Raw genomic sequence first — 20,026 nt, forward strand, 5'->3', positions numbered from 1 at the left:
ACGACCGGATGCCGCTCGCGGATGTGACGTCGGCGTCGTTCCGTGTCGCCGACGGCACGATCGACGCCGAGGTCGACGCCGAGGTCGACGCCGAGGTCGACGCCGAGGTCGACGCCGAGGTCGATGCCGGGGTCGGTGCCGTGGACGGCTCGGCCGTCACCGAGTCCGGCGGCACCGAGGGCACGGGCGAAGAGACGGCGCCGCCGCGCGTCGCGGCGGGATCGGGAGACGCGCTCCGCCTGCTCGGGCCGGGAGTGACCGGCGCGGTCGACGCCGCCGGATCGGGCGGCACCGAGGGGCTGGTCGCGGCCGGCGGGGCGAGCGGGACCGCCGGCGACGGGGGTTTCCCGGGCGTCGCCAGACGCAGCGGCAGCACGATGCACGCGGCGACCGCGCACGCCACACCGGCTCCGGCCGCGGTGCGCAGCAGCCGGCGGCGGGCGGCACCTCGGCGGATCGCCTCGTAGCGGCCGGCCGGTGGGCCGAGATAGCCGGAGGTGGGCCGCAGGATGACGGTCAGCGGGTCGTCGGGGTCGAAGTCCGGACCGTCGTCAGAGTGAGTGATCAAGACTTCTCCTCAAGTGGGCGCGGAGCAGTTCGCGGGCCGCGTGGAGGTCGGCCTTGACGGTTCCTTCCTTGCGCCCGGTCAGCGCGGACACCTCCCGGATCGGCATGTCAGCGTAGTAGTGCAGCAGGATCGGGACGCGCAGCCGTTCCGGCAGCGACTGCACGAGCATCCGTACCGTCGGATCGGCGGGCTCGGCCGGTGGGCGTACGGCGGCCTCGTCGGTGGCGCGGCGCACGGCCCGCCGCTCGCGCTCCAGCTTGCGCCAGTGGTCCCGGACGAGGTTGGCCGCCGTGACGTAGAGGAACCCGCGGGGTTCCGCGACAGCCGTCCAGCGGGCCCAGAGCCGGGTGAAGGCCTCCGAGGCGATCTCGTGGGCCGTCTCGTCGTCGTCGACCAGACGGCGGCACCAGCCGGCGAGGCGCGGATAGAGGGCGGCGAACAGTTCGGACGCTGCCTTCTCGCGGGACCGTTTCAACGCTCTCCATGGTCGTGGGGGGACTCGTGGGCGCGGGTGGGCGCTCGAAGAGGAGGAGTCCGGGCCGACGGCGTACGTTCCGTCGGCCCGGGAACCGGTGGTGGCGGGTCAGGGGCTCGCGGTACCCAGCGCGGCGAAGACGATCACGTTGTCGGGGTATCCGGAACCGCTGCGGGGCCCGCCGCACGTGATCAGCCGCAGCTCCGGGCGGTCCACGTCCCCGTACACCGCCTCCGTCGGGAAGTCCGCCTTGGCGACCGTCCGTACGGAGGTGACGGCGAACTCCGCCCTCGTGCCGTTCTCCAGGCGCGCCACGACGCGGTCGCCGCGGCCCAGCTCCGCCAGGCGTCGGAAGACCCCGTCCCCGTAGGCGCCGACCGTGACATGGCCGAGGATCACCGACGGGCCGACCTGACCCGGCGTCGGCGAGTGCTGGTACCAGCCCGCTCGGTCGTCCGCCTCGATCGGGGGCACCTGCATGCTGCCGTCGGCGGCCAGTCCCAGGCGCATGACGGAGGTGTCGACCCCGATGGCCGGGATGCGCAGCCCGACCGGGACCGAGCGCGCGAGGGTCCGCGGCGCGGCCTTCCCGGCCTTCCCGGTGGGCCCGGAGGGTGCCGGCACGCCGGTGGGGCGCGCGGTCGCGGACCGGCCGGCCTCGTGGCCGGCGCAGCCCGCGAGCAGCGAGGCGGTCGCCGCGGTGACGAACGCCCGCCTGGAGAGGGAGGTCATTCCCCGGTCGCCCGCCGGCGCCGTACGACGAACACCGCCGCGCCACCGACGGCGAGCGCCGCGGCCGCGCCGCCGCCGATCGCCCCGGCCTGTGCTCCGGAGTGCTGCGACGGCGGCACCACGCCGGTGTCGGGCGCGGTGCTCGGTACGACGGACACCTGGCTCGGGGCCGGGGAGGCCGCCGTGGTCGGGTCGGCGCCCGAACCCGGAGTGGCGGCCCGGGTCGGCTCGGCGCTCGGGACGGGGGTGGCCGAGTCAGGTGCGACGGTGCCGCTCGGCCTGGTGGAGGGGACCGGGCTCGCCCCGTCGGCGAACGCGGGCACGGTGCCCGCCAGCACGGCGGTGCAGGCAAGTGCCATGACACTCAGGACAGTTCGGCGCATGAATCGCTCTCTTTCGTCGGTCCGGCCGCACGGTGGACGAGCGGGCCCGGGCACGGATCGGGATACGGACGAGCGGAGAGACGAGGCAGCGGCGGAGCGGGTTGTAAAGAGCCGGCAAAGTCCGCGCCGGACCGCCGACGGTCCTTGGACGCCCGCTGAACGGCCTTGCGCAGACGGGCACTTCCGCTCACGTCGATGGCTTCGTCCGGCGTCCGTGCGGGCTGCCCGGGTGGCTCGATTCCTGGCCCGCGCGGGCACGTTTCCCCGGCACAGGCAACCCACAGGTCCCGATTCGCTTCCTCCGGGGCGCGAGGGGCTCCCGGGACCGACGCGGCGCCCGCGCTCGAAGTGCGAGGAGGGGACCCTTGAACCACACCCGGCGAATAGGTGTCACCGCCGTGGCCGTGCTCGCGGCCCTGGCGGGCTCACCGGGGCTGGCCCAGGCCCAACAGCCGCCCCAGCCGGCGCCGTTGACGGTGAACGCCGACAACCCGCTGCCGCCGGGCTGGCGCGTCACCGGAACGGCCACGGCGCGTGAGCTGGTCTGGCGGTCGGACAGACGCGTGCCCGTGGGCGACGCCCGTGTCGAGTTCCACGCGGACGGCCGCCTGCTCGGCGTACCGAAGGCGGGCGACGACGGCCACACGTTCCGGCTCGCCCTCGGCACCGCCACCCCGCTGAAGGGACTCCAAGTCCTCGCGGCCGGGGTCCGGTTGGACGCGCCCGCCGACAACGCCGGCACGCAGCCGCGGAACTCCGCGGCGGCCGCGCGACCGCCGGCCCGGCTCCCGGCGAACTCCGTGGACCCGGGCAGGCCGGGCACGTACGGCACGGCCACCGGCGAGTACGACCTCGACCCGGTGAAGCTGCCCGGCTTCGCCCAGCCGGTCGAGATGCGGGCCGTCGTCGTGGCACCCAGGGGGGCCACCGGCAAACGGCCGGTCGCGTTGTTCCTGCACGGCCGCCACGCCACGTGCTTCAAGCCGGGCGGCACCGAGGACGACGTGACCATCGACTGGCCGTGCTCGCCCGGCACGCAGCCGATCCCGAGCTACAAGGGCTACCTGAGGGACCAGAAGCTGCTGGCCTCCCAGGGCTATGTGACCGTGTCGATCTCGGCGAACGGCGTCAACGGCCAGGACGGGGACGTCGAGGACGCCGGTGCGCAGGCGCGCTCCTCGCTGGTACGGCGGCACCTGGCCACGTGGGCCGGCTGGGCCGCCCACCCGGGCACCGCCCCGGCGGCCGTGCCCGACGCGGCCGCCGCCGACCTGTCCCGCGTCCTGCTCGTCGGCCACTCGCGCGGCGGCGAGGGCGTCAACCGGGCCGCCATGGACAGCCTCTATCCGCCGCCCGCCGCGCAGGACGGCTACCGGGGCCCGGTGCGCTGGAAGATCCGCGGGACCGTCCTCATCGGACCGACGATCTTCGGCCAGAATCCGGTCGCCGACGTGCCGTCCACGACGATCCTCCCCGGCTGCGACGGTGACGTCTCCGACCTCCAGGGCGAGGTGTACACCGACGGGACCCGCGGGGTCAGCCGGGGTACCGCCCTGCACAGCTCCGTCTACGTCGTCGGCGCCAACCACAACTTCTTCAACACCGAGTGGACACCGGGCACGTCCCAGGCACCCTCCTTCGACGACTTCTACGACGACCCGGACAGTCCGCCGGACCCGGTGTGCGCCCCGGGCGCCCGCACCCGGCTGACCCCCGGCCAGCAGCACCGGGCCGGCGCCACCTACATCGCCGCCGCTGCCCGGCTGTTCGTCGCCGGCGACGACCGGGTGCGGCCGCTGCTCGACGGCACGGGCCGGCGCGCACCCTCCGCCGACCCGGCCCGCGTGCTGACCCACGCGGTGGGCGCCCGCCGTACGGGCGGCTTCCTGCCCGACACCCCGGTGAAGGTGACCGGCGGCAGGCTGTGCTCGGCGGTCGACCCCGACCCGGCGGTGGCCTGCCTCGCCCCCGACACCAAAGGCTCCTCGCCGCACTTCGCGTCGTGGCAGACCGAGAAGGAGACCGGCCGCCGCGCGGTCGCGATGAAGTGGTCGGCGCCCGGCACGGCGACCACGGTCCGCCCCGCCGCACCGAGGTCCCTCTCCGGCGCCGCAAGCCTGGCGCTGCGCGTCTTCGTTCCGCCCAACACGACCGGCACCAAGCTGGACGTGGCCGTCACCGACTCCGCCGGCCGCCGGGCCAAGCTCGGCCGGGTCAGGGTCGACGGGCTGCCGGGCTCCGAGCGCACCGCCTCCTACTGGGCGCGCGAGCTGCGCGTCCCGCTGACCGCGGCCACCCGCGCCGGCCTCGACCTGAAGCACGTCAAGTCCCTGGAACTGACCCCGCGTTCACGCTCCGGGAAGGCATGGCTGATGGATGCCTGGGGCTGGGCCCCCGGTACCCCGGCGGTCAGGCCGACGGCACTGCCGCGCGTCGACATCGGCCGGCTCACCGTCGAGGAGGGCGACTCGGGCACCCGCACCTACCGCGTCCCGGTCCAGGTCTCCGGGCACGGCAGCGGCAAGGTCCGCTTCTCCGTCCTCGACCCGGAGACCGGCCGGGCCAAGGACAAGCTGGTCACGGTCCGGCCGGGCAGCACCCCGATCGACGTGCCCGTGGTGGTGAAGGGTGACACGCGCATCGGCTACGACAAGCAGCAGGACCTCGTCGCGAAGGCCGTGCGCGGCGCCGTCGTCGGCTCCTACCTGGGCGGCGTCACCGCGCTGAACGACGACCCCGCGCCCGAGATCACCGTCACGCCGGTCACGGACCGGGTGACCGAGGGCGGGACGCTGACCTGGCGGCTCACCCTCTCCGAACCCGCCGACCTGGAGATCTCGCAGCCGATCCAGGTCGTTGCGGTCATCGAGGGCGCCGAACTGTCCACCAAGGACGTGGACCCGCAGTGGCTGATGGACTACTCCGGTGACGTCCCCGACCCGGAGCGCCCGCTCTCCCGGGCGCACCTGTGGGTGTGGACGGGCATCCCGGCCGGCGCCACCACCGCCGACTTCACCGTGCCGACGGTGAAGGACCGACTGGCGGAGCCGACCGAGTCGATACGCCTCGTCCTGACCGACGACAACGCCCACCCGCTCCCCGACCACCCCGCACTGACGGGCACGGTGGAGGACACCCCGTAGACCTCCTCGCGCCGAGGGCGTGGACAGGGGCGCACTGTGCCCTGTCCACGCCCTCACGCGTGCCCGGCGCTCCATCCCCGTTGGGACCCAACCCCGCGCTCCCGCCCTACAGCCCCACGACCTTGTTCCACCGCCTGGCGAACTCGACCCGTTCCCTCGCGGTGATGTCGCGGGCGACGGCCAGCCGGCCGCGCATGCCGTCGTCCGGGAAGATCAGCGGGTTCTCGGCCAGGGCCGCCGTGTCCTCGTCGCCGGACGCGGCGAGCACGTCCCGGGCGGCCGGGACCGGGCAGACGTAGTTCACCCAGGCGGCCAGTTCCGCGGCGACCTCGGGCTCGTAGTAGTAGTCGACCAGCCGCTCGGCGTTCGTCTTGTGGCGGGCCCGGTCGGGGATCATCAGCGAGTCCGACCACAGCTCGGCGCCCTCCTCGGGCACGACGAAACGGATGTCGGGGTTGTCCGCCTGGAGCTGGATCACGTCCCCGGAGTACGCCTGGCAGGCCAGCACGTCGCCGCTGACGAGGTCCTTGGTGTAGTCGTTGCCGGTGAAGCGGCGTATCTGGCCGTTGCCGACGTACGCCTCGACCTGGTCGACGACCCGGTGGAAGTCGTCCGCCGTCCAGGCGGTGATGTCGACGCCGTTGCCCTGCATCAGCAGGGCGAACGCCTCGTCCAGGCCCGACAGCAGCGTCACCCGGCCCTTGAGGTCGCGCGCCCACAGGTCGGAGACCTGGCGCAGCTCCCGGCCGAGCCTGCGGCGGTCGTACGCGATGCCGGTGATGCCGGACTGCCACGGCACGGTGAACCTGCGGCCCGGATCGAAGGCCGGCGAACTCAGCAGCGGGTCCAGGTACTTGGTCACGTGCGGCTGGCGGGCCCGGTCCATCTCCTGGACCCAGCCGAGCCGCACGAACCGCGCGCACATCCAGTCGCTGACGACGATCAGGTCCCGGCCGGTCTGCTGGTGGTTCATCAGGGCCGGGCTGATCTTGCCGAAGAACTCGTCGTTGTCGTTGATCTCCTCGACGTAGTCGACGGAGATCCCGGTGCGCCCACGGCAGGCCTCCAGCGTGGGCCTGCGGGTGGTGTCGGTGTCGTCGGTGTCGATGTACAGCGGCCAGTTCGCCCAGGTCAGCCGCTTGTCGTCGGCGGAGAGGTCGGGGCCGGCCCGGTCCCCCGGCGCCACGTACGCGCCGGGCACCCCGCAGCCGGCGAGACCGCCCAGCACCCCACCCGCCCCCAGCGCGCGCAACAGGGTCCGGCGGGTGAGTGCGGAGGTGGTGCGTGTCAGGCGCATGGCCGCAGCTTGCCGGGACCGCCGACCCCCGGGCAATCGACGCTACGTCAAGCACACCGCCCCCGCCCGGACACCTTGTCAAGAACCGACGACCAAACCCCCTCAGGGGCACGGGGAACCGCGCGACCACAACCCCCTCAGGGGCGCGGGGAACTGCGCGACCAGCCACAACGCACCCGCACCCGCACAACCCACGGCAATCGGCCCCCGATCCGAAGACCAGAGGCCGAACTCCCCCAGGGCCGCGGGGAACTGCGCGACCAGCCACAACGCACCGGCACCCGCCCCGCACAGCACCCCCGAGGCAGCGAACCCCGCGGAGCGCTACACGTCGAGCGAGGTCATGACGTGCTTGATCCGCGTGTAGTCGTCGAAGCCGTAGCCCGACAGGTCCTTGCCGTAGCCGGACTTCTTGAAGCCGCCGTGCGGCATCTCGGCGACCAGCGGGATGTGCGTGTTGATCCACACGCAGCCGAAGTCGAGCTTCTTGGACATGCGCATCGCACGGCCGTGGTCCTTGGTCCACACGGAGGAGGCCAGGGCGTAGTCGACGCCGTTGGCCCACTCCACGGCCTGGTCCTCGTCCGTGAACGACTGGACGGTGATGACCGGCCCGAAGACCTCGTTCTGGATGATCTCGTCGTCCTGCTTCAGCCCGGACACGACGGTCGCGGCATAGAAGTAGCCCTTGTCGCCGACCCGCTGACCGCCCGCCTCGACCTTGGCGTGGGCGGGCAGACGCTCGACGAAGCCGGAGACCTGCTTGAGCTGGTTGGGGTTGTTCAGCGGGCCGAAGAGCACGTCCTCGTCGTCCGGCTGCCCTGTCTTCGCCTCCGCCGCCGCCTTCGCCAGCGCGGCCACGAACTCGTCGTGGATGGCCTCCTGGACCAGGACGCGGGTGGCGGCCGTACAGTCCTGGCCGGCGTTGAAGAAGCCCGCGACGGAGATGTCCTCGACGGCCTTGGCGATGTCGGTGTCGTCGAAGACGACGACCGGCGCCTTGCCGCCCAGCTCCAGGTGGACGCGCTTGAGGTCCTTCGACGCGGACTCGGCGACCGACATGCCGGCCCGCACCGAACCGGTGATGGAGGCCATCGCCGGGGTCGGGTGCTCGACCATCAGCCGGCCGGTGTCACGGTCGCCGGTGACGACGTTGAAGACGCCCTTGGGCAGGATCGAGCCGATGATGTCGGCGATCAGGACCGTGGAGGCCGGGGTCGTGTCGGAGGGCTTCAGCACGACCGTGTTGCCGGCCGCGATCGCCGGCGCGAACTTCCACACGGCCATCATCATCGGGTAGTTCCACGGCGCGACCTGCGCGCAGACGCCGACCGGCTCGCGGCGGACGATGGAGGTGAGCCCCTCCATGTACTCGCCGGCGCTGCGCCCCTCGAGCATCCGGGCCGCACCCGCGAAGAAGCGGATCTGGTCGACCATCGGCGGGATCTCCTCGGAGCGGGTGAGCCCGATCGGCTTGCCCGTGTTCTCCACCTCGGCCGCGATGAGGTCCTCGGCGCGCTCCTCGAAGGCGTCCGCGATCTTCAGGAGGGCCTTCTGCCGCTCGGCCGGGGTCGCGTCGCGCCAGCCGGGGAAGGCGGCGGCCGCCGCCGCCATGGCGGCGTCCACGTCCGCCTGCCCGGACAGCGGCGCGGTCGCGTACGCCTCGCCGGTAGCGGGGTTGACCACCTCGGTGGTCCGTCCGTCGGCGGCGTCCCGGAACTCACCGTCGATGTAGTTGCGCAGACGACGCAGCTCGGTGCTCACTGCCGGCCTCCTGTGGGTTTCTGACTGCTGGGGGGTGTCCATGCGATCCATGTCCACTCACTGGGAGTGTCCACTCACTGAGACACCCACCCTAATCGGCCCGCCCACGTTTTCAACACCCCCGATCGGCACCTCGCTGCGAAATCCGCAGGTCTCGGTCACGTAAACAACGAATTTCATTGGTGCGGCCTTGCGGAACTGTCGAGACGTCGTGCACAGTGATGCCCGTGGCCAGTCGAAGCGCAGACCCCAGGGACTCCCGCGAGTCCAGGAACGGCAGTCCCCAGCTGGACTCCGTCTCCCTCGCCATCATCGAGCAGCTCCAGGAGGACGGCCGCCGGCCGTACGCCGCGATCGGCAAGGCCGTCGGCCTGTCGGAGGCGGCCGTACGCCAGCGCGTGCAGAAGCTGCTCGACCAGGGCGTGATGCAGATCGTCGCCGTCACGGACCCGCTCACCGTGGGCTTCCGCCGGCAGGCGATGGTCGGAATCCACGTCGAGGGCGACGTGGAGTCCGCCGCGGAGGCGCTGACCGCCATGCCCGAGTGCGAGTACGTGGTGATGACCGCAGGATCCTTCGACCTCATGGTGGAGATCGTCTGCGAGGACGACGACCACCTGCTGGACGTCATCAACAAACGCATCCGGGCCCTGCCCGGAGTGCGCTCCACCGAGAGCTTCGTCTACCTCAAGCTCAAGAAGCAGACCTACATGTGGGGAACCCGATAACCGTGAGCTCCAAGGACCTCAGCAAGACCGCGTACGACCACCTGTGGATGCACTTCACCCGCATGTCCTCGTACGAGAACTCCCCCGTTCCGACCATCGTCCGGGGTGAGGGCACCTACATCTACGACGACAAGGGCAAGCGCTACCTCGACGGTCTCGCGGGTCTGTTCGTGGTCCAGGCCGGCCACGGCCGTGTGGAGCTCGCCGAGGCGGCGTTCAAGCAGGCCCAGGAGCTGGCGTTCTTCCCCGTGTGGTCCTACGCCCACCCGAAGGCCGTGGAGCTCGCCGAGCGCCTCGCGGACCACGCGCCGGGCGACCTGAACAAGGTCTTCTTCACCACCGGCGGCGGCGAGGCGGTCGAGACCGCCTGGAAGCTCGCCAAGCAGTACTTCAAGCTCCAGGGCAAGCCCACCAAGTACAAGGTCATCTCCCGCGCGGTCGCCTACCACGGCACTCCGCAGGGCGCCCTGTCCATCACCGGCCTGCCGGCCCTGAAGGCACCCTTCGAGCCCCTCGTCCCGGGCGCGCACAAGGTCCCGAACACCAACATCTACCGCGCCCCGCTCTTCGGCGACGACCCGGAGGCCTTCGGCCGCTGGGCCGCCGACCAGATCGAGCAGCAGATCCTCATGGAGGGCCCGGAGACGGTCGCGGCCGTCTTCCTGGAGCCGGTGCAGAACGCCGGCGGCTGCTTCCCGCCGCCGCCCGGCTACTTCCGGCGCGTGCGCGAGATCTGCGACCAGTACGACGTGCTGCTCGTCTCGGACGAGGTCATCTGCGCCTTCGGCCGCCTGGGCACGATGTTCGCCTGCGACAAGTTCGACTACGTGCCGGACATGATCACCTGCGCCAAGGGCATGACCTCGGGCTACTCCCCGATCGGCGCCTGCATCATCTCCGACCGCCTGGCCGAGCCGTTCTACAAGGGCGACAACACCTTCCTGCACGGCTACACCTTCGGCGGCCACCCGGTGTCGGCGGCCGTGGGCCTGGCCAACCTCGACCTGTTCGAGCGCGAGGGCCTCAACCAGCACGTGCTCGACAACGAGGGCGCGTTCCGCTCCACCCTGGAAAAGCTGCACGACCTGCCGATCGTCGGCGACGTCCGCGGCAACGGCTTCTTCTACGGCATCGAGCTGGTGAAGGACAAGGCGACGAAGGAGTCGTTCAACGACGAGGAGACCGAGCGCGTCCTGTACGGCTTCCTCTCCAAGGCGCTCTACGACAACGGCCTGTACTGCCGTGCCGACGACCGCGGCGACCCGGTCGTCCAGCTCGCCCCGCCGCTGATCTCCAACCAGGAGACCTTCGACGAGATCGAGCAGATCCTGCGCGCGACGCTGACGGAGGCGTGGACGAAGCTGTGATCCTCCCCGCGGCTGTGAACCTCCCCGCAGCTGTGATCTTCCTTAGGTATCTTCGGTAGGAATGATCAACACCGGCCCCGGGCCGCCCATTCGAGTGAGAATGGGCCGCCCGGGGCCGTGTGCTGTCCGGCCTCTCCCCAGGAACTGCCTAGCGTGCCGAGTGACCGATCGGCCCTGTCTTCGTTCCCCCGCACGGGGGACAAGGCAGGGAAAAACGGATCAGAACGAGGTGTACGCGCATGGAGGCCCCGCCCGACAACGACGTGCTCTGGGCACGCGCCCTGCACTTCCGGCACCAGGACGGATCGCCCGGACTCACCGGCGTCTCGCTCGGTGTTCGGGAGGGCGAGATCCTCGCCGTCAGCGGGCCGCGCGGCAGCGGCAAGACGACCCTGCTGCAGTGCCTGGCCGGTCTGACCCCGGCACAGCGCGGCGAGGTCTGGTTCAACAGCGTGCCCGTGCACAGGATGGGCCCCCTGACCCGGGAACGGCTGCGCCGCGACCGCTTCGGCTGGATCGACCCGGCCCCGGTACTCGTTCCCGAGCTGAACGTCTGGGAGAACGCGGCCCTGCCCCTGATGCTGCGCGGCACCAGCCGGCGCCGCGCCCGGACGGCCGCCATCGAGTGGCTGGAGCGCCTGGACATCGGCGACAGCACCCGCAAACGCCCGCACGAACTGCTCCAGGCGGAGCGGCAGCGCGTCTGCATCGCCCGTGCCCTCGCCCCCGCCCCCTCGGTCCTGTTCGCCGACGAGCCGACGGCTCCCCTGCACCGCGCCGAGCGCGCCCACGTCCTGCGCACCCTCACCACGGCGGCCCGCTCGCACGGCATCACGGTCGTCCTCGCCACCCACGACGCGGAGACCGCGGCCCTCGCCGACCGCACGGTGTCCCTGCTGGACGGGCGGCGCGTGCACACCGTGCACCTGCCCCCGCTCGCGGAGTCGGAAGGCCGGGCCGCGTGCTCGCTCTCCGTCTGACCCGCGGCGCCCGTCCCGCCGTACAACTGCGCCGCCTGCTGGTGGCGGTGGCGTCGGCGGGCACGGGCTTCCTGTTCCTGTGCACCCTCGGCCACGCGATGAGCCACCCGGAGTCCACCGCCGCCGCGCTGCTGCGGCTGGCCTGGTGCCTGACCCCGCTGGCGGCCACGGTGTACTTCGCGGTCGCGGTGGCCCGCACCGACCCGGCCACCCGGCCGCGTCCCGGTCTGTCGGCGATCGGCCTGGGCCCCGCCCGTCTGATGGCCATCTCCGCCACGACGACCGCGCTGTCCTGCACGCTCGGCTCGATGCTGGCCCTCCTCCTCTTCCTCCACCTGCGCGGCGACCTGACGGGCATGCCGTTCGACGGCGCCGCCGCCGGGTTCCTGGCCGCGGACGTGCCACTGCCGCTGCCGGCCGCGCTGACCCTGCTCGCCCTGGCACCGACGATCGCGTCGATGGCGGTGGCGACGGCGCTGCGACCGCGGGTGCCGCGGCCCACCGGGGCGCGGGAGGAAAACGCGCGCGATGCGGGAGCACGGGTCCCAGCTCGTGGGTACGGCCGTTTCGGCGCGTACGGACGGTCGGGGACGCGGGAGACGTTCGGGGCGTACGGCAGGTTCGGCGCGCGGCTGCGGGCCCACCCGGCGGCCGCCGCGCGGGGATACGTCATCTCGACCACGGCGGTCACCGCGACCGATCAGCCGGTGGAGTCCGCGGTGCCGGCGGGCACCGCCACGGCCGGCCCGGCCGCCGACGGGCCGCCCGCCCCCCGCGAGGCCCCCGCCGGGCTCCCCTGGGGCATCGCGGTACTCGCCGCCGGTCTCGCGTTCGAGTCGTACGCGGGCCGGTCCCCGGGCGGCTCCGGCCTCCGCATGCCGGGAGGCCTCAGCACCGGTCCCGCCGGCGTCCTCGTCGGATGGATCCTGGCCACCCTGGGCCTCGCCCTGGCCGGACCCGGCCTGACCCATCTGTGCGGCAGCCTCCTGCAGGCCGTCCGCCCCGGCCCGCTGCGGCTGCTGGCCGGCCGCGTCCTGATGGCGGAGGCCGGACGGATCGGCCGCCCGCTCGGCGTCGTCTGCGCGGTGGCCTCCGCGGCCTACGCCGCGACCGCGCTGGCCGAGGGCCCGTCGTTCGGTCCGCTGAGCACCCTCGGCGCGCTCCTCGTGAGCGGCTGCACCGTCGCCACCCTGCTCACCGCCGCCGTCGAGGCCAAGCACGCCCGCGCCGACACCACGGCGGCGCTGCTGCGGCTCGGCGCCCCGGCCACGATGCTGCGCAGCGCCGCCGCCCTCCGCGCCGGCGCCCTGCTCGCGCTGTTCGTCCCGCTGACCCTGGTCGTCGCCGAACTCGCGGCGCTTCCGCTGGCCCGCTGACAGCCCGCCCGCCGACCGCGCCGAGAAAGGTCTCAGGACGCCGATGAGTTCGGCGCCGGCCCCGGGTCTACCCCACCGAACAGCACGCACCCGACGGGAGAGGCCCCCATGTACCAGCAGATGATCTTCGTGAACCTGGCCGTGAACGACGTCGACGCCTCGAAGAAGTTCTTCACGGAACTCGGCTACACGATCAACGCGCAGTTCAGCGACGAGAACTGTGCCAGCGTGGTGATCAGCGACACCATCGTCGCGATGCTGCTGAACAAGCAGCGCTACGCGGACTTCACCAAGAAGGAGATCGCGGACTCGACGAGGACCAGCGAGGTCCTGCTGTGTCTGAGCGCCGAGAGCCGCGAGAAGGTCGACGAGCTGTGCGACAGGGCGATCGCGGCGGGCGGTTCGGCCTCCGGTGAGACCCAGGACCACGGCTTCATGTACGGGCGCGCCTTCGACGACCCGGACGGCCACACCTGGGAGATCATGTGGATGGACCCGGCTGCGGTTCAGAGTTGAGCCCACCGGGCGAATGGCTGGTGCCTAGCATGGGCGGGTGCACCCGACACCCGCCCAGCCGGCCCAGCCCTTCCAGCTCGCGCAGCCGCACGACGGCTCCCGCGACCGCGAGATCGAGTCCCTCGCCGAGTTCGACGAGGTCGTCTCCGCGCACGGCTCGCTCACCCACCACCGCGTGCAGGCCGTCGACCTGACGGACCGTACGGACGTCCTGCGCACCGTGGACGTCAAGGGCGCCGTCTTCCTCGGCTGCCCGATGGACCCCGAGGCGGCGGCCCGGATCCGGGCCGCCGGGGCGCTGGTGTTCCCGCCCGTCCCGGGGCTGCCCTTCGACCCGTACCGCGGTTTCGTCTACTCCCCCGACGAGTTGTTCGCCTCCCTCGACCAGGGGTACGAGGCGACCCCGGACGCGCTGGCGTACGCCTGGTTCCAGCGGACCAAGGCGGACGGCGACGTCTTCTCGTCCATGCTGCGCGCGATCCACGACGACGCCGTCTCCGACGCGCTCGACGAACTCCTCGTCGGCGCGCGGGTGGTGGGCGTCATGGGCGGCCACGCGATGGAGCGCGGCACGCCGGAGTACGCGGGCGCCGCGCGCCTGGGCCGTGAACTGGCCCGGTCCGGCTTCACGGTGGCCACCGGCGGTGGCCCGGGCGCGATGGAGGCGGCCAACCTCGGCGCGTACGCGGCCCCGTTCGAGGAGGGCATGCTGGGCGAGTCCCTGCGGCTCCTGGCGAAGGCGCCGTCGTTCAGGCCGTCGGTGTCCGACTGGGCGCGGGCCGCCTTCGAGGTACGCGCCGCCTGGCCCGGCGGCGGCTCCTCGGTCGGCATCCCGACCTGGTTCTACGGTCACGAGCCGCCGAACGCCTTCGCCTCGGACACGGCCAAGTACTTCGCCAACGCCACACGGGAGGACGGCCTGCTGGCCCGCTCCAACGCGGGCGTGGTCTTCCTGCCGGGCGCCGCCGGCACCGTACAGGAGATCTTCGACAACGCGACGCCGAACTACTACGAGTCACGCGGCGAACCGACGCCGATGGTGCTCGTCGACCGTGCGCACTGGACGGAACGGCTGCCCGCGTGGCCGCTGCTGCGGGCACTGGCCCGGGAGCGGGCGATGGAGTCCCGAATCGCCCTGGTTGACCGGATCGAGGAGGCTCCGGAGGCCTTGAAACGTCTCGGTGGTTAATAAGCAGGCAAAGCCAAGGTGCTTGAGGGGCATATTCATTGACATTGCTTATGGCACGCTTATAAACCTGTGAGACTGCCGGGGGTGGTGAGGCCTCACCTCTCGTCGCGTCATCTCCCCCTCGAACCCCCCTCAGTTGCGCATCCCGTGAAGGGCAAACGTGTCCATAACTCGTCGCACCGCACGTCGTTCCGTGCGCATCCTCGGTGTCGCCTCCGCCTCGGCCGCGCTCGCGCTCGGTGTCGCCGGACAGGCGCTCGCCTGCGATATCAGTGAGTTCTCCGCCGAAGCCGTCTGCGACGGCGCCAAGGGCGTCATCACCGTCACCGACAAGGACCCCTCCGGCGTTCCCGCCATCATCACCGTGTTCCTCGAGAACAACGGCGCCGACGTGAAGCAGGTCGGCAAGCAGAACGTCAAGGGCTCGGGTGACGGTGTCACCATCACCTTCGCCGAGGACTGGAAGCCGAACGCCGTCTACCGCGTCCACGTCAAGGCGGGCAACCAGGTCGACAAGGACATCAAGCCGAACCTGACCACCCCGTCCACCGCCTGCAAGGCGGAGGACACCGGGACCCCGACTCCGACGGCCAAGCCGTCGCCTTCGGACTCCGCCTCGACCCCGACCGAGGAGTCCGAGTCGCCGACCCCGTCGGCCTCGGAGAGCGGCAGCACCGCCCCCGCGGACACCTCGAGCAACGCGCCGTCCCCCGCGGTCGGTGACTCGAACCTCGCCGAGACCGGTGCGAACTCCAACACCGGCCTGATCGCCGGCATCGCGATCGCCCTCGTCGCCCTCGGCGGCGGCGCCGTCTTCTTCGGCCTGCGCCGTCGTGGTGCCTCGCGCTGATCCCCGTCGTACGCACGTCCGGCCCGTCCCCGCACCGGGGGCGGGCCGTTCGGCTGCCGGGCCTCAGCCGAACGAGGCCCGCTCCAGCCAGAACTCCAGCAACTCCCGCTCGCCGAGCACCTCCACCTCCGGGCCGTCCAGCGGCAGCCTGCGGTAGAAGGCGAGCAGCACGGCGGTGAGCGGCCCGCGCAGCACGACCGTCGCCCTCGCGTGGCCGCGCCGCCACACCAGGACGTCCTCGGTGAGTTCGACAAGCCACTCGGCATTCAACGACGGACCGGTGTCGGTGGCGTGCAGATGGATGCTGCGGCCCAAGCCGCGCAGCTCGTTCGCCGGGTCGTCGGGCTCCGTCCGCTGCGCGAACTCCACGAGTTGCAGCCACTCGTCGATCGCGTCGGCGGCCACCTCCGGGGCGACGTCGAAGGGCAGCCCGGCGGCGAGGGCGGCGTCCGCACGGTGGATGACGAGCTCGTGCGTCATCCGGCGGGCCCAGAAGCCGGAGTCGGGGATCCCCGCCCAGGCCCAGACCCGGGTGTCCGGCCCGGCCTCCCGCAGCGTGCCGACGAGCATCTCCCCCGTCTCGGCGAGCCAGGCGTCCAGCGCGACCGCGTCGCCCCGTTCCGCGGGCCCGCCGGACAGGGGCACCCGCTCCTCGGGGATGTCCTCCGCGGCCCGGGTGCGCACCAGCAGCTCCACCCAGCGCAGGGCACCGCCCACATGCCGTACGAGTTCTTCGAGCGACCAGTCCGGGCAGCTCGGCACGGTGGCGGACAGGTCGGCCCCGGAGGTCACCAGGTCCCTCAACAGGCCGACCTGGTGGGCGATCTCGTCGCAGTACCGGTCGTGCGCGAGCAGCGTCATGCCGCGCACCCTATGCGCGGGACCGTCATCCGAGCACCACGATTTCCGCCGCGTCGAACTCCACCCCGACCGTGTCCCCGACTTCCGGCGCCGCCCGCAGCGCGCACGCCGCCTCGAGCCGCGGCGCGTCCTCGGGCCGCAGCTGTACGGCGACGTGCGTGCCCTTGAACGTGCGCGCGGCCACCGTGCAGCGCAGGCCCTCGCCAGGTGCCACCAGCCGTACCCCGGCGGGCCGCACGAGCAACATGCGGGTGCCCTGCGGAGCGCCCGCCGGGACCGGCACCTTCCCCCAGGGTGTGCCGGCCGCCTCCCCGGTCACCGTCGCCTCGACCACGTTGTCGAAGCCGAGGAAGCGGGCCACGAACTCGTCCGCCGGCCGCTGCCACACCTCCAGAGGCGTCCCCGACTGGGCGATCCGCCCGTCCCGCATCACCACGACCCGGTCGGCGAGCGCGAACGCCTCCCCCTGGTCGTGCGTCACCGCCAGCACGGTCGTCCCCAACCCGCCGAACAGCTCGCGCAGTTCGACCACCAGCCGCTCCCGCAGCGAGCGGTCGAGCTGCCCGAGCGGTTCGTCGAGCATCAGCAGCCGCGGGCGGGGCGCGAGTGCGCGGGCCAGCGCCACGCGCTGCTGCTCCCCACCGGAGAGCGCGGCGACGGCCCGGGGGCCGGCGCCCGGAAGCCCCACGAGGTCCAGCAACTCCCCGACTCGCGCGCGCAGTTGGCTCCTGGACCCGCCACGCATCCGCAGCCCGAACGCGACGTTCCCGGCCACGTCCCGCTGCGGGAACAGCTGATGGTCCTGGAACATGAGCCCGACCCCGCGCCGGTGCGCCGGCACTCCCGCCTGGTCGCGCCCGTCGAGCACCACCCGTCCGGAGTCCAGCGGTTGCAGCCCCGCCACCGCCCGCAGCAGCGTCGACTTGCCGCTGCCGCTGGGCCCGAGCACACACACGACCTCGTGCTCGTCGACGCCCAGGTCGACTGCGTCGAGCACGGCCCGCGCGCCGAACCGCACGGTCGCGCCCTCCAGGCTCAGCAGCATCAGAACTCCCCCGTCCGGTCGGTCCGCAGCCGCTCGAGTACCAGCAGCGCCACCGCGCACACCACCATCAGAATCGTCGAGAGGGCCATCGCCTGCCCGTAGTTGAGCTCACCGGCCCGCCCCAGCAGCCGGGCCACGGCGACCGGCAGGGTCGGGTTGTCGGGCCGCGCGATGAACACGGTGGCCCCGAACTCGCCGAGGGACACGGCGAAGGCGAACCCGGCCGCGATCAGCAGCGCCCGCCGCACCATCGGCAGGTCGACCTCCCGCCACACCCGCCACGGCGACGCCCCGAGCACCGCCGCCGCCTCCCGCAGCCGTCCGTCCACGGCCCGCAGCACGGGCAACATGGTCCGTACGACGAAGGGGATCCCGACCAGCGCCTGCGCGAGCGGCACCAGGATCCAGGAGGACCGCAGGTTCAGCGGCGGCTCGTCGAGCGCGATCAGGAAACCGAAGCCGACGGTCACCGCGGACACCCCGAGCGGCAGCATCAGCAGCGCGTCGAAACCGCGGACGAGCCGGCCCGCGTCCCGCCGGGTCAGGGCGACGGCGGCGAGAGCGCCGACCAGCACGGCGATCGCGGTGGCGACGACGGCGTACTCCAGCGAGTTCCCGATCGCCTCGATCGGCGCGACCAGGAAGATCCCGCCGTCGTCGCTGGTCAGGGCGCGGTAGTAGCCGAAGTCCGGCGCGTCGAGCGACCGCTGCACCAGCACGGCCAGCGGCAGCACGAGCAGGAGGGCGACCGACGCCAGGACGCCGGCGAGCAGCGCCCACTGCCCGGCCCCGCGCGGCCGCCGCGCGGTCAGGGAGGCGTCCACCAGCCGCAGGGCCGTCTCCCGCCGCCGTACGGTCCAGGCGTGCAGGGCGAGGACGGCGCCCACCGCCCCGAACTGGATCAGCGTCAGCACGGCGGCCGTGGAGAGGTCGAAGATCTCCGACGTCTGCCGGTAGATCTCGACCTCGAGCGTCGAGAAGGTCGGACCGCCGAGGATCTGCACCACGCCGAAGGAGGTGAAGGTGAACAGGAAGACCATCAGCGCGGCGGCGGCCACGGCGGGCGCGAGCGCGGGCAGCGTGACCCTCCGCCAGGCCGCCGGCCGCGAGGCGCCGAGCATCCGCGCGGCCTCCTCCTGACGCGGGTCGAGCTGCGCCCACAGCCCGCCCACCGTCCGTACGACGACCGCGTAGTTGAAGAAGACGTGCGCGAGCAGGATCGCCCACACGGTGGTGTCCAGCCGGACGCCCCACAGCTCGTCGAGCAGCCCGCCCCGGCCGACCAGGGCCAGGAACGCCGTACCGACGACGACCGTCGGCAGCACGAACGGGACGGTCACCACGGCCCGCAGGACCTGCTTGCCGGGAAAGTCGAGGCGGGCGAAGACGTACGCGCCGGGCAGCGCGATCAGCAGGGTGAGCGCGGTGGAGGCGAGCGCCTGCCAGGTGGTGAACCACAGGACGTGCCGGATGTCGGGCTGGGTCAGGACGTCCACGATCCGGCCCAGCCGCCACACACCGTCGACGTCGAGGCCTCGCGCGACGATCGCGGCGACGGGGTAGGCGAAGAAGACCGCGAAGAACGCGACCGGCACGACCATGAGGCCGAGCCGCGCCGCGCTCCCCCTGGCGGCCCTCGCACGGCCCTTCCGGGGGGCTACTTCAGTACGAGTGAGGTCCACGACTTGACCCACTGGTCGCGACTGCCGGCGATCTTCGCCGGGTCCATGGTCTCCGGATCCTTGGCCTGCGGCCCGTACTGGGTGAACTCCGCGGGCACGCGGGCGCCCTCCCGTACCGGGTAGACGAACATGTTGAGCGGCATGTCCTCCTGGAACCTCTTGGTGAGCAGGAAGTCGAGCAGCGCCTTGCCGCCCTTCGTGTTCCCGGCGTTGCTCAGCAGACCCGCGTACTCGGTCTGGCGGAAGCAGGTGCCGGTCGCGACGCCGGTCGGCGCGGTGGTGGGCCTGGGGTCGGCGTAGATGACCTCGGCGGGCGGCGAGGAGGCGTAGGAGACCACAAGCGGCCGGTCGGCCTTCGCCTTCCTGCCGCCGGCGGAGCCGGAGAACTCCTCGTTGTAGGCCTGCTCCCAGCCGTCGACGACCTTCACGCCGTTGGCCTTCAGCTTCTTCCAGTAGCCCTGCCAGCCGTCGTCGCCGTATGCGGCGGCGGACCCGAGCAGGAAGCCGAGGCCGGGCGAGGAGGTGGAGGCGTTCTCGGTGACGAGCAGGTTCTTGTACGCCGGCTTGACCAGGTCGGCGAACGAACTGGGCGGGGTCAGCTTGTGCGCGCCGAACCATGCCTTGTCGTAGTTGACGCAGATGTCGCCGGTGTCGATCGGGGTGACCCGGTGCTTGTCCCCGTCGACGCGGTACTCCGCCTTGACCAGGTCGGAATCCTTCGCCTCGTACGACTGGAACAGCCCGTTGTCGAGGGCCCGCGACAGCAGGGTGTTGTCGACCCCGAAGAAGACGTCGCCCTGCGGGTTGTCCTTGGTGAGGATGGCCTTGTTGACGGCCTGCCCGGCGTCGCCGTCCTTGAGGACCCGCACCTTGTAGCCGGACTGCTTCTCGAAGTCCGCGAGCACGCTCTTCGAGACGGCCCACGAGTCGTGGCTGACGAGGGTCACGGTCCGGGAACCGGAGCCGCCGTTGCCCGAGCCGGACGAGGACCCGCACGCGGTGAGTGCGGGCAGCGTGACGAGGCCCAGGCCGAGGGCCACGGCCGTGAACTTCCTGGTGGTGCTCACTGA

Annotated in this window: 18 protein-coding genes; 9 read left to right on the top strand and 9 right to left on the bottom strand. The window is 72.3% G+C overall.

The window, feature by feature from the left end:
- Positions 1–8: 8 nt before the first annotated feature.
- Positions 9–467 (top strand): hypothetical protein, encoded by a 459-nt coding sequence (locus tag OG985_RS15285; protein ID WP_371668880.1) that lies wholly within the window; start codon positions 9–11, stop codon positions 465–467.
- A gap of 84 nt (positions 468–551) precedes the next feature.
- Here OG985_RS15285 and OG985_RS15290 read toward each other — a convergent pair whose 3' ends face one another.
- From OG985_RS15290 to OG985_RS15300, 3 genes are all read right to left on the bottom strand, one after another.
- Positions 552–1,043 carry an RNA polymerase sigma factor gene (locus OG985_RS15290; RefSeq protein WP_371668881.1) on the bottom strand — a complete coding sequence of 164 codons (492 nt, stop codon included), beginning with the start codon at positions 1,041–1,043 and terminating at the stop codon, positions 552–554.
- A gap of 108 nt (positions 1,044–1,151) precedes the next feature.
- Complete coding sequence (locus OG985_RS15295) at positions 1,152–1,775, bottom strand: class F sortase (protein ID WP_371668882.1); 624 nt, start codon at positions 1,773–1,775, stop codon at positions 1,152–1,154.
- Complete coding sequence (locus OG985_RS15300; protein ID WP_371668883.1) at positions 1,772–2,158, bottom strand: sortase-dependent protein; 387 nt, start codon at positions 2,156–2,158, stop codon at positions 1,772–1,774. The genes OG985_RS15295 and OG985_RS15300 overlap by 4 nt, the downstream gene beginning before the upstream one ends.
- 365 nt (positions 2,159–2,523) lie before the next feature.
- Between OG985_RS15300 and OG985_RS15305 the strand changes: the two genes are divergently transcribed.
- Positions 2,524–5,301 carry a hypothetical protein gene (locus OG985_RS15305; protein WP_371668884.1) on the top strand — a complete coding sequence of 926 codons (2,778 nt, stop codon included), beginning with the start codon at positions 2,524–2,526 and terminating at the stop codon, positions 5,299–5,301.
- Between the two features lie 106 nt (positions 5,302–5,407).
- On the opposite strand, the gene OG985_RS15310 is transcribed toward OG985_RS15305, so the two are convergent.
- Complete coding sequence (locus OG985_RS15310) at positions 5,408–6,598, bottom strand: spermidine/putrescine ABC transporter substrate-binding protein (RefSeq protein WP_371668885.1); 1,191 nt, start codon at positions 6,596–6,598, stop codon at positions 5,408–5,410.
- A 324-nt stretch (positions 6,599–6,922) separates the two neighbouring features.
- Positions 6,923–8,362: a gamma-aminobutyraldehyde dehydrogenase gene (locus OG985_RS15315; RefSeq protein WP_371668886.1), complete on the bottom strand. Its 1,440-nt coding sequence runs from the start codon at positions 8,360–8,362 to the stop codon at positions 6,923–6,925.
- A gap of 227 nt (positions 8,363–8,589) precedes the next feature.
- Between OG985_RS15315 and OG985_RS15320 the strand changes: the two genes are divergently transcribed.
- The 7 genes from OG985_RS15320 (at position 8,590) to OG985_RS15350 (ending at position 15,368) form a co-directional block, all read left to right on the top strand.
- The gene (locus OG985_RS15320) at positions 8,590–9,090 is read left to right on the top strand and encodes an Lrp/AsnC family transcriptional regulator (protein ID WP_371668887.1); all 501 of its coding nucleotides are present in this window, start codon (positions 8,590–8,592) and stop codon (positions 9,088–9,090) included.
- Positions 9,075–10,457, top strand: a complete 1,383-nt coding sequence (locus tag OG985_RS15325) for an aspartate aminotransferase family protein (protein WP_371668888.1) — start codon at positions 9,075–9,077, stop codon at positions 10,455–10,457. Before OG985_RS15320 ends, OG985_RS15325 begins: the two co-directional genes overlap by 16 nt.
- Positions 10,458–10,696: 239 nt before the next feature.
- On the top strand, positions 10,697–11,437 hold the full coding sequence (locus OG985_RS15330) for an ABC transporter ATP-binding protein (protein WP_371668889.1): 741 nt from the start codon (positions 10,697–10,699) through the stop codon (positions 11,435–11,437).
- Positions 11,419–12,813: a hypothetical protein gene (locus OG985_RS15335; protein ID WP_371668890.1), complete on the top strand. Its 1,395-nt coding sequence runs from the start codon at positions 11,419–11,421 to the stop codon at positions 12,811–12,813. Before OG985_RS15330 ends, OG985_RS15335 begins: the two co-directional genes overlap by 19 nt.
- A 108-nt stretch (positions 12,814–12,921) precedes the next feature.
- Positions 12,922–13,329: a VOC family protein gene (locus OG985_RS15340; protein WP_371668891.1), complete on the top strand. Its 408-nt coding sequence runs from the start codon at positions 12,922–12,924 to the stop codon at positions 13,327–13,329.
- Positions 13,330–13,366: 37 nt separating this feature from the next.
- On the top strand, positions 13,367–14,518 hold the full coding sequence (locus tag OG985_RS15345) for an LOG family protein (protein WP_371668892.1): 1,152 nt from the start codon (positions 13,367–13,369) through the stop codon (positions 14,516–14,518).
- Between the two features lie 160 nt (positions 14,519–14,678).
- Complete coding sequence (locus tag OG985_RS15350) at positions 14,679–15,368, top strand: LAETG motif-containing sortase-dependent surface protein (protein ID WP_371668893.1); 690 nt, start codon at positions 14,679–14,681, stop codon at positions 15,366–15,368.
- A 63-nt stretch (positions 15,369–15,431) separates the two neighbouring features.
- Here the strand turns inward: OG985_RS15350 and OG985_RS15355 are convergent, their stop codons facing one another.
- From OG985_RS15355 to OG985_RS15370, 4 genes are read right to left on the bottom strand one after another with little or no spacing between them, the layout of a single operon-like run.
- Positions 15,432–16,229, bottom strand: a complete 798-nt coding sequence (locus OG985_RS15355; protein WP_371668894.1) for a maleylpyruvate isomerase family mycothiol-dependent enzyme — start codon at positions 16,227–16,229, stop codon at positions 15,432–15,434.
- Between the two features lie 25 nt (positions 16,230–16,254).
- Positions 16,255–17,274: an ABC transporter ATP-binding protein gene (locus OG985_RS15360; protein ID WP_371668895.1), complete on the bottom strand. Its 1,020-nt coding sequence runs from the start codon at positions 17,272–17,274 to the stop codon at positions 16,255–16,257.
- Positions 17,274–18,956, bottom strand: coding sequence for an ABC transporter permease (locus tag OG985_RS15365; RefSeq protein WP_371668896.1), 1,683 nt, complete (start codon positions 18,954–18,956; stop codon positions 17,274–17,276). The genes OG985_RS15360 and OG985_RS15365 overlap by 1 nt, the downstream gene beginning before the upstream one ends.
- On the bottom strand, positions 18,932–20,023 hold the full coding sequence (locus tag OG985_RS15370; RefSeq protein WP_371668897.1) for a thiamine ABC transporter substrate binding subunit: 1,092 nt from the start codon (positions 20,021–20,023) through the stop codon (positions 18,932–18,934). Before OG985_RS15370 ends, OG985_RS15365 begins: the two co-directional genes overlap by 25 nt.
- Between the last annotated feature and the right edge of the window lie 3 nt (positions 20,024–20,026).

Origin of the sequence: Streptomyces sp. NBC_00289, from assembly GCF_041435115.1 — a bacterium.
Classification (GTDB): Bacteria; Actinomycetota; Actinomycetes; order Streptomycetales; family Streptomycetaceae; genus Streptomyces.

Coding starts and splice junctions, on each gene's coding strand:
- OG985_RS15285 (WP_371668880.1), top strand. CDS start 9: ATGCCGCTCGCGGATGTGACGTCGGCGTCGTTCCGTGTCGCCGACGGC.
- OG985_RS15295 (WP_371668882.1), bottom strand. CDS start 1,775: ATGACCTCCCTCTCCAGGCGGGCGTTCGTCACCGCGGCGACCGCCTCG.
- OG985_RS15300 (WP_371668883.1), bottom strand. CDS start 2,158: ATGCGCCGAACTGTCCTGAGTGTCATGGCACTTGCCTGCACCGCCGTG.
- OG985_RS15310 (WP_371668885.1), bottom strand. CDS start 6,598: ATGCGCCTGACACGCACCACCTCCGCACTCACCCGCCGGACCCTGTTG.
- OG985_RS15330 (WP_371668889.1), top strand. CDS start 10,697: ATGGAGGCCCCGCCCGACAACGACGTGCTCTGGGCACGCGCCCTGCAC.
- OG985_RS15340 (WP_371668891.1), top strand. CDS start 12,922: ATGTACCAGCAGATGATCTTCGTGAACCTGGCCGTGAACGACGTCGAC.
- OG985_RS15355 (WP_371668894.1), bottom strand. CDS start 16,229: ATGACGCTGCTCGCGCACGACCGGTACTGCGACGAGATCGCCCACCAG.
- OG985_RS15360 (WP_371668895.1), bottom strand. CDS start 17,274: ATGCTGCTGAGCCTGGAGGGCGCGACCGTGCGGTTCGGCGCGCGGGCC.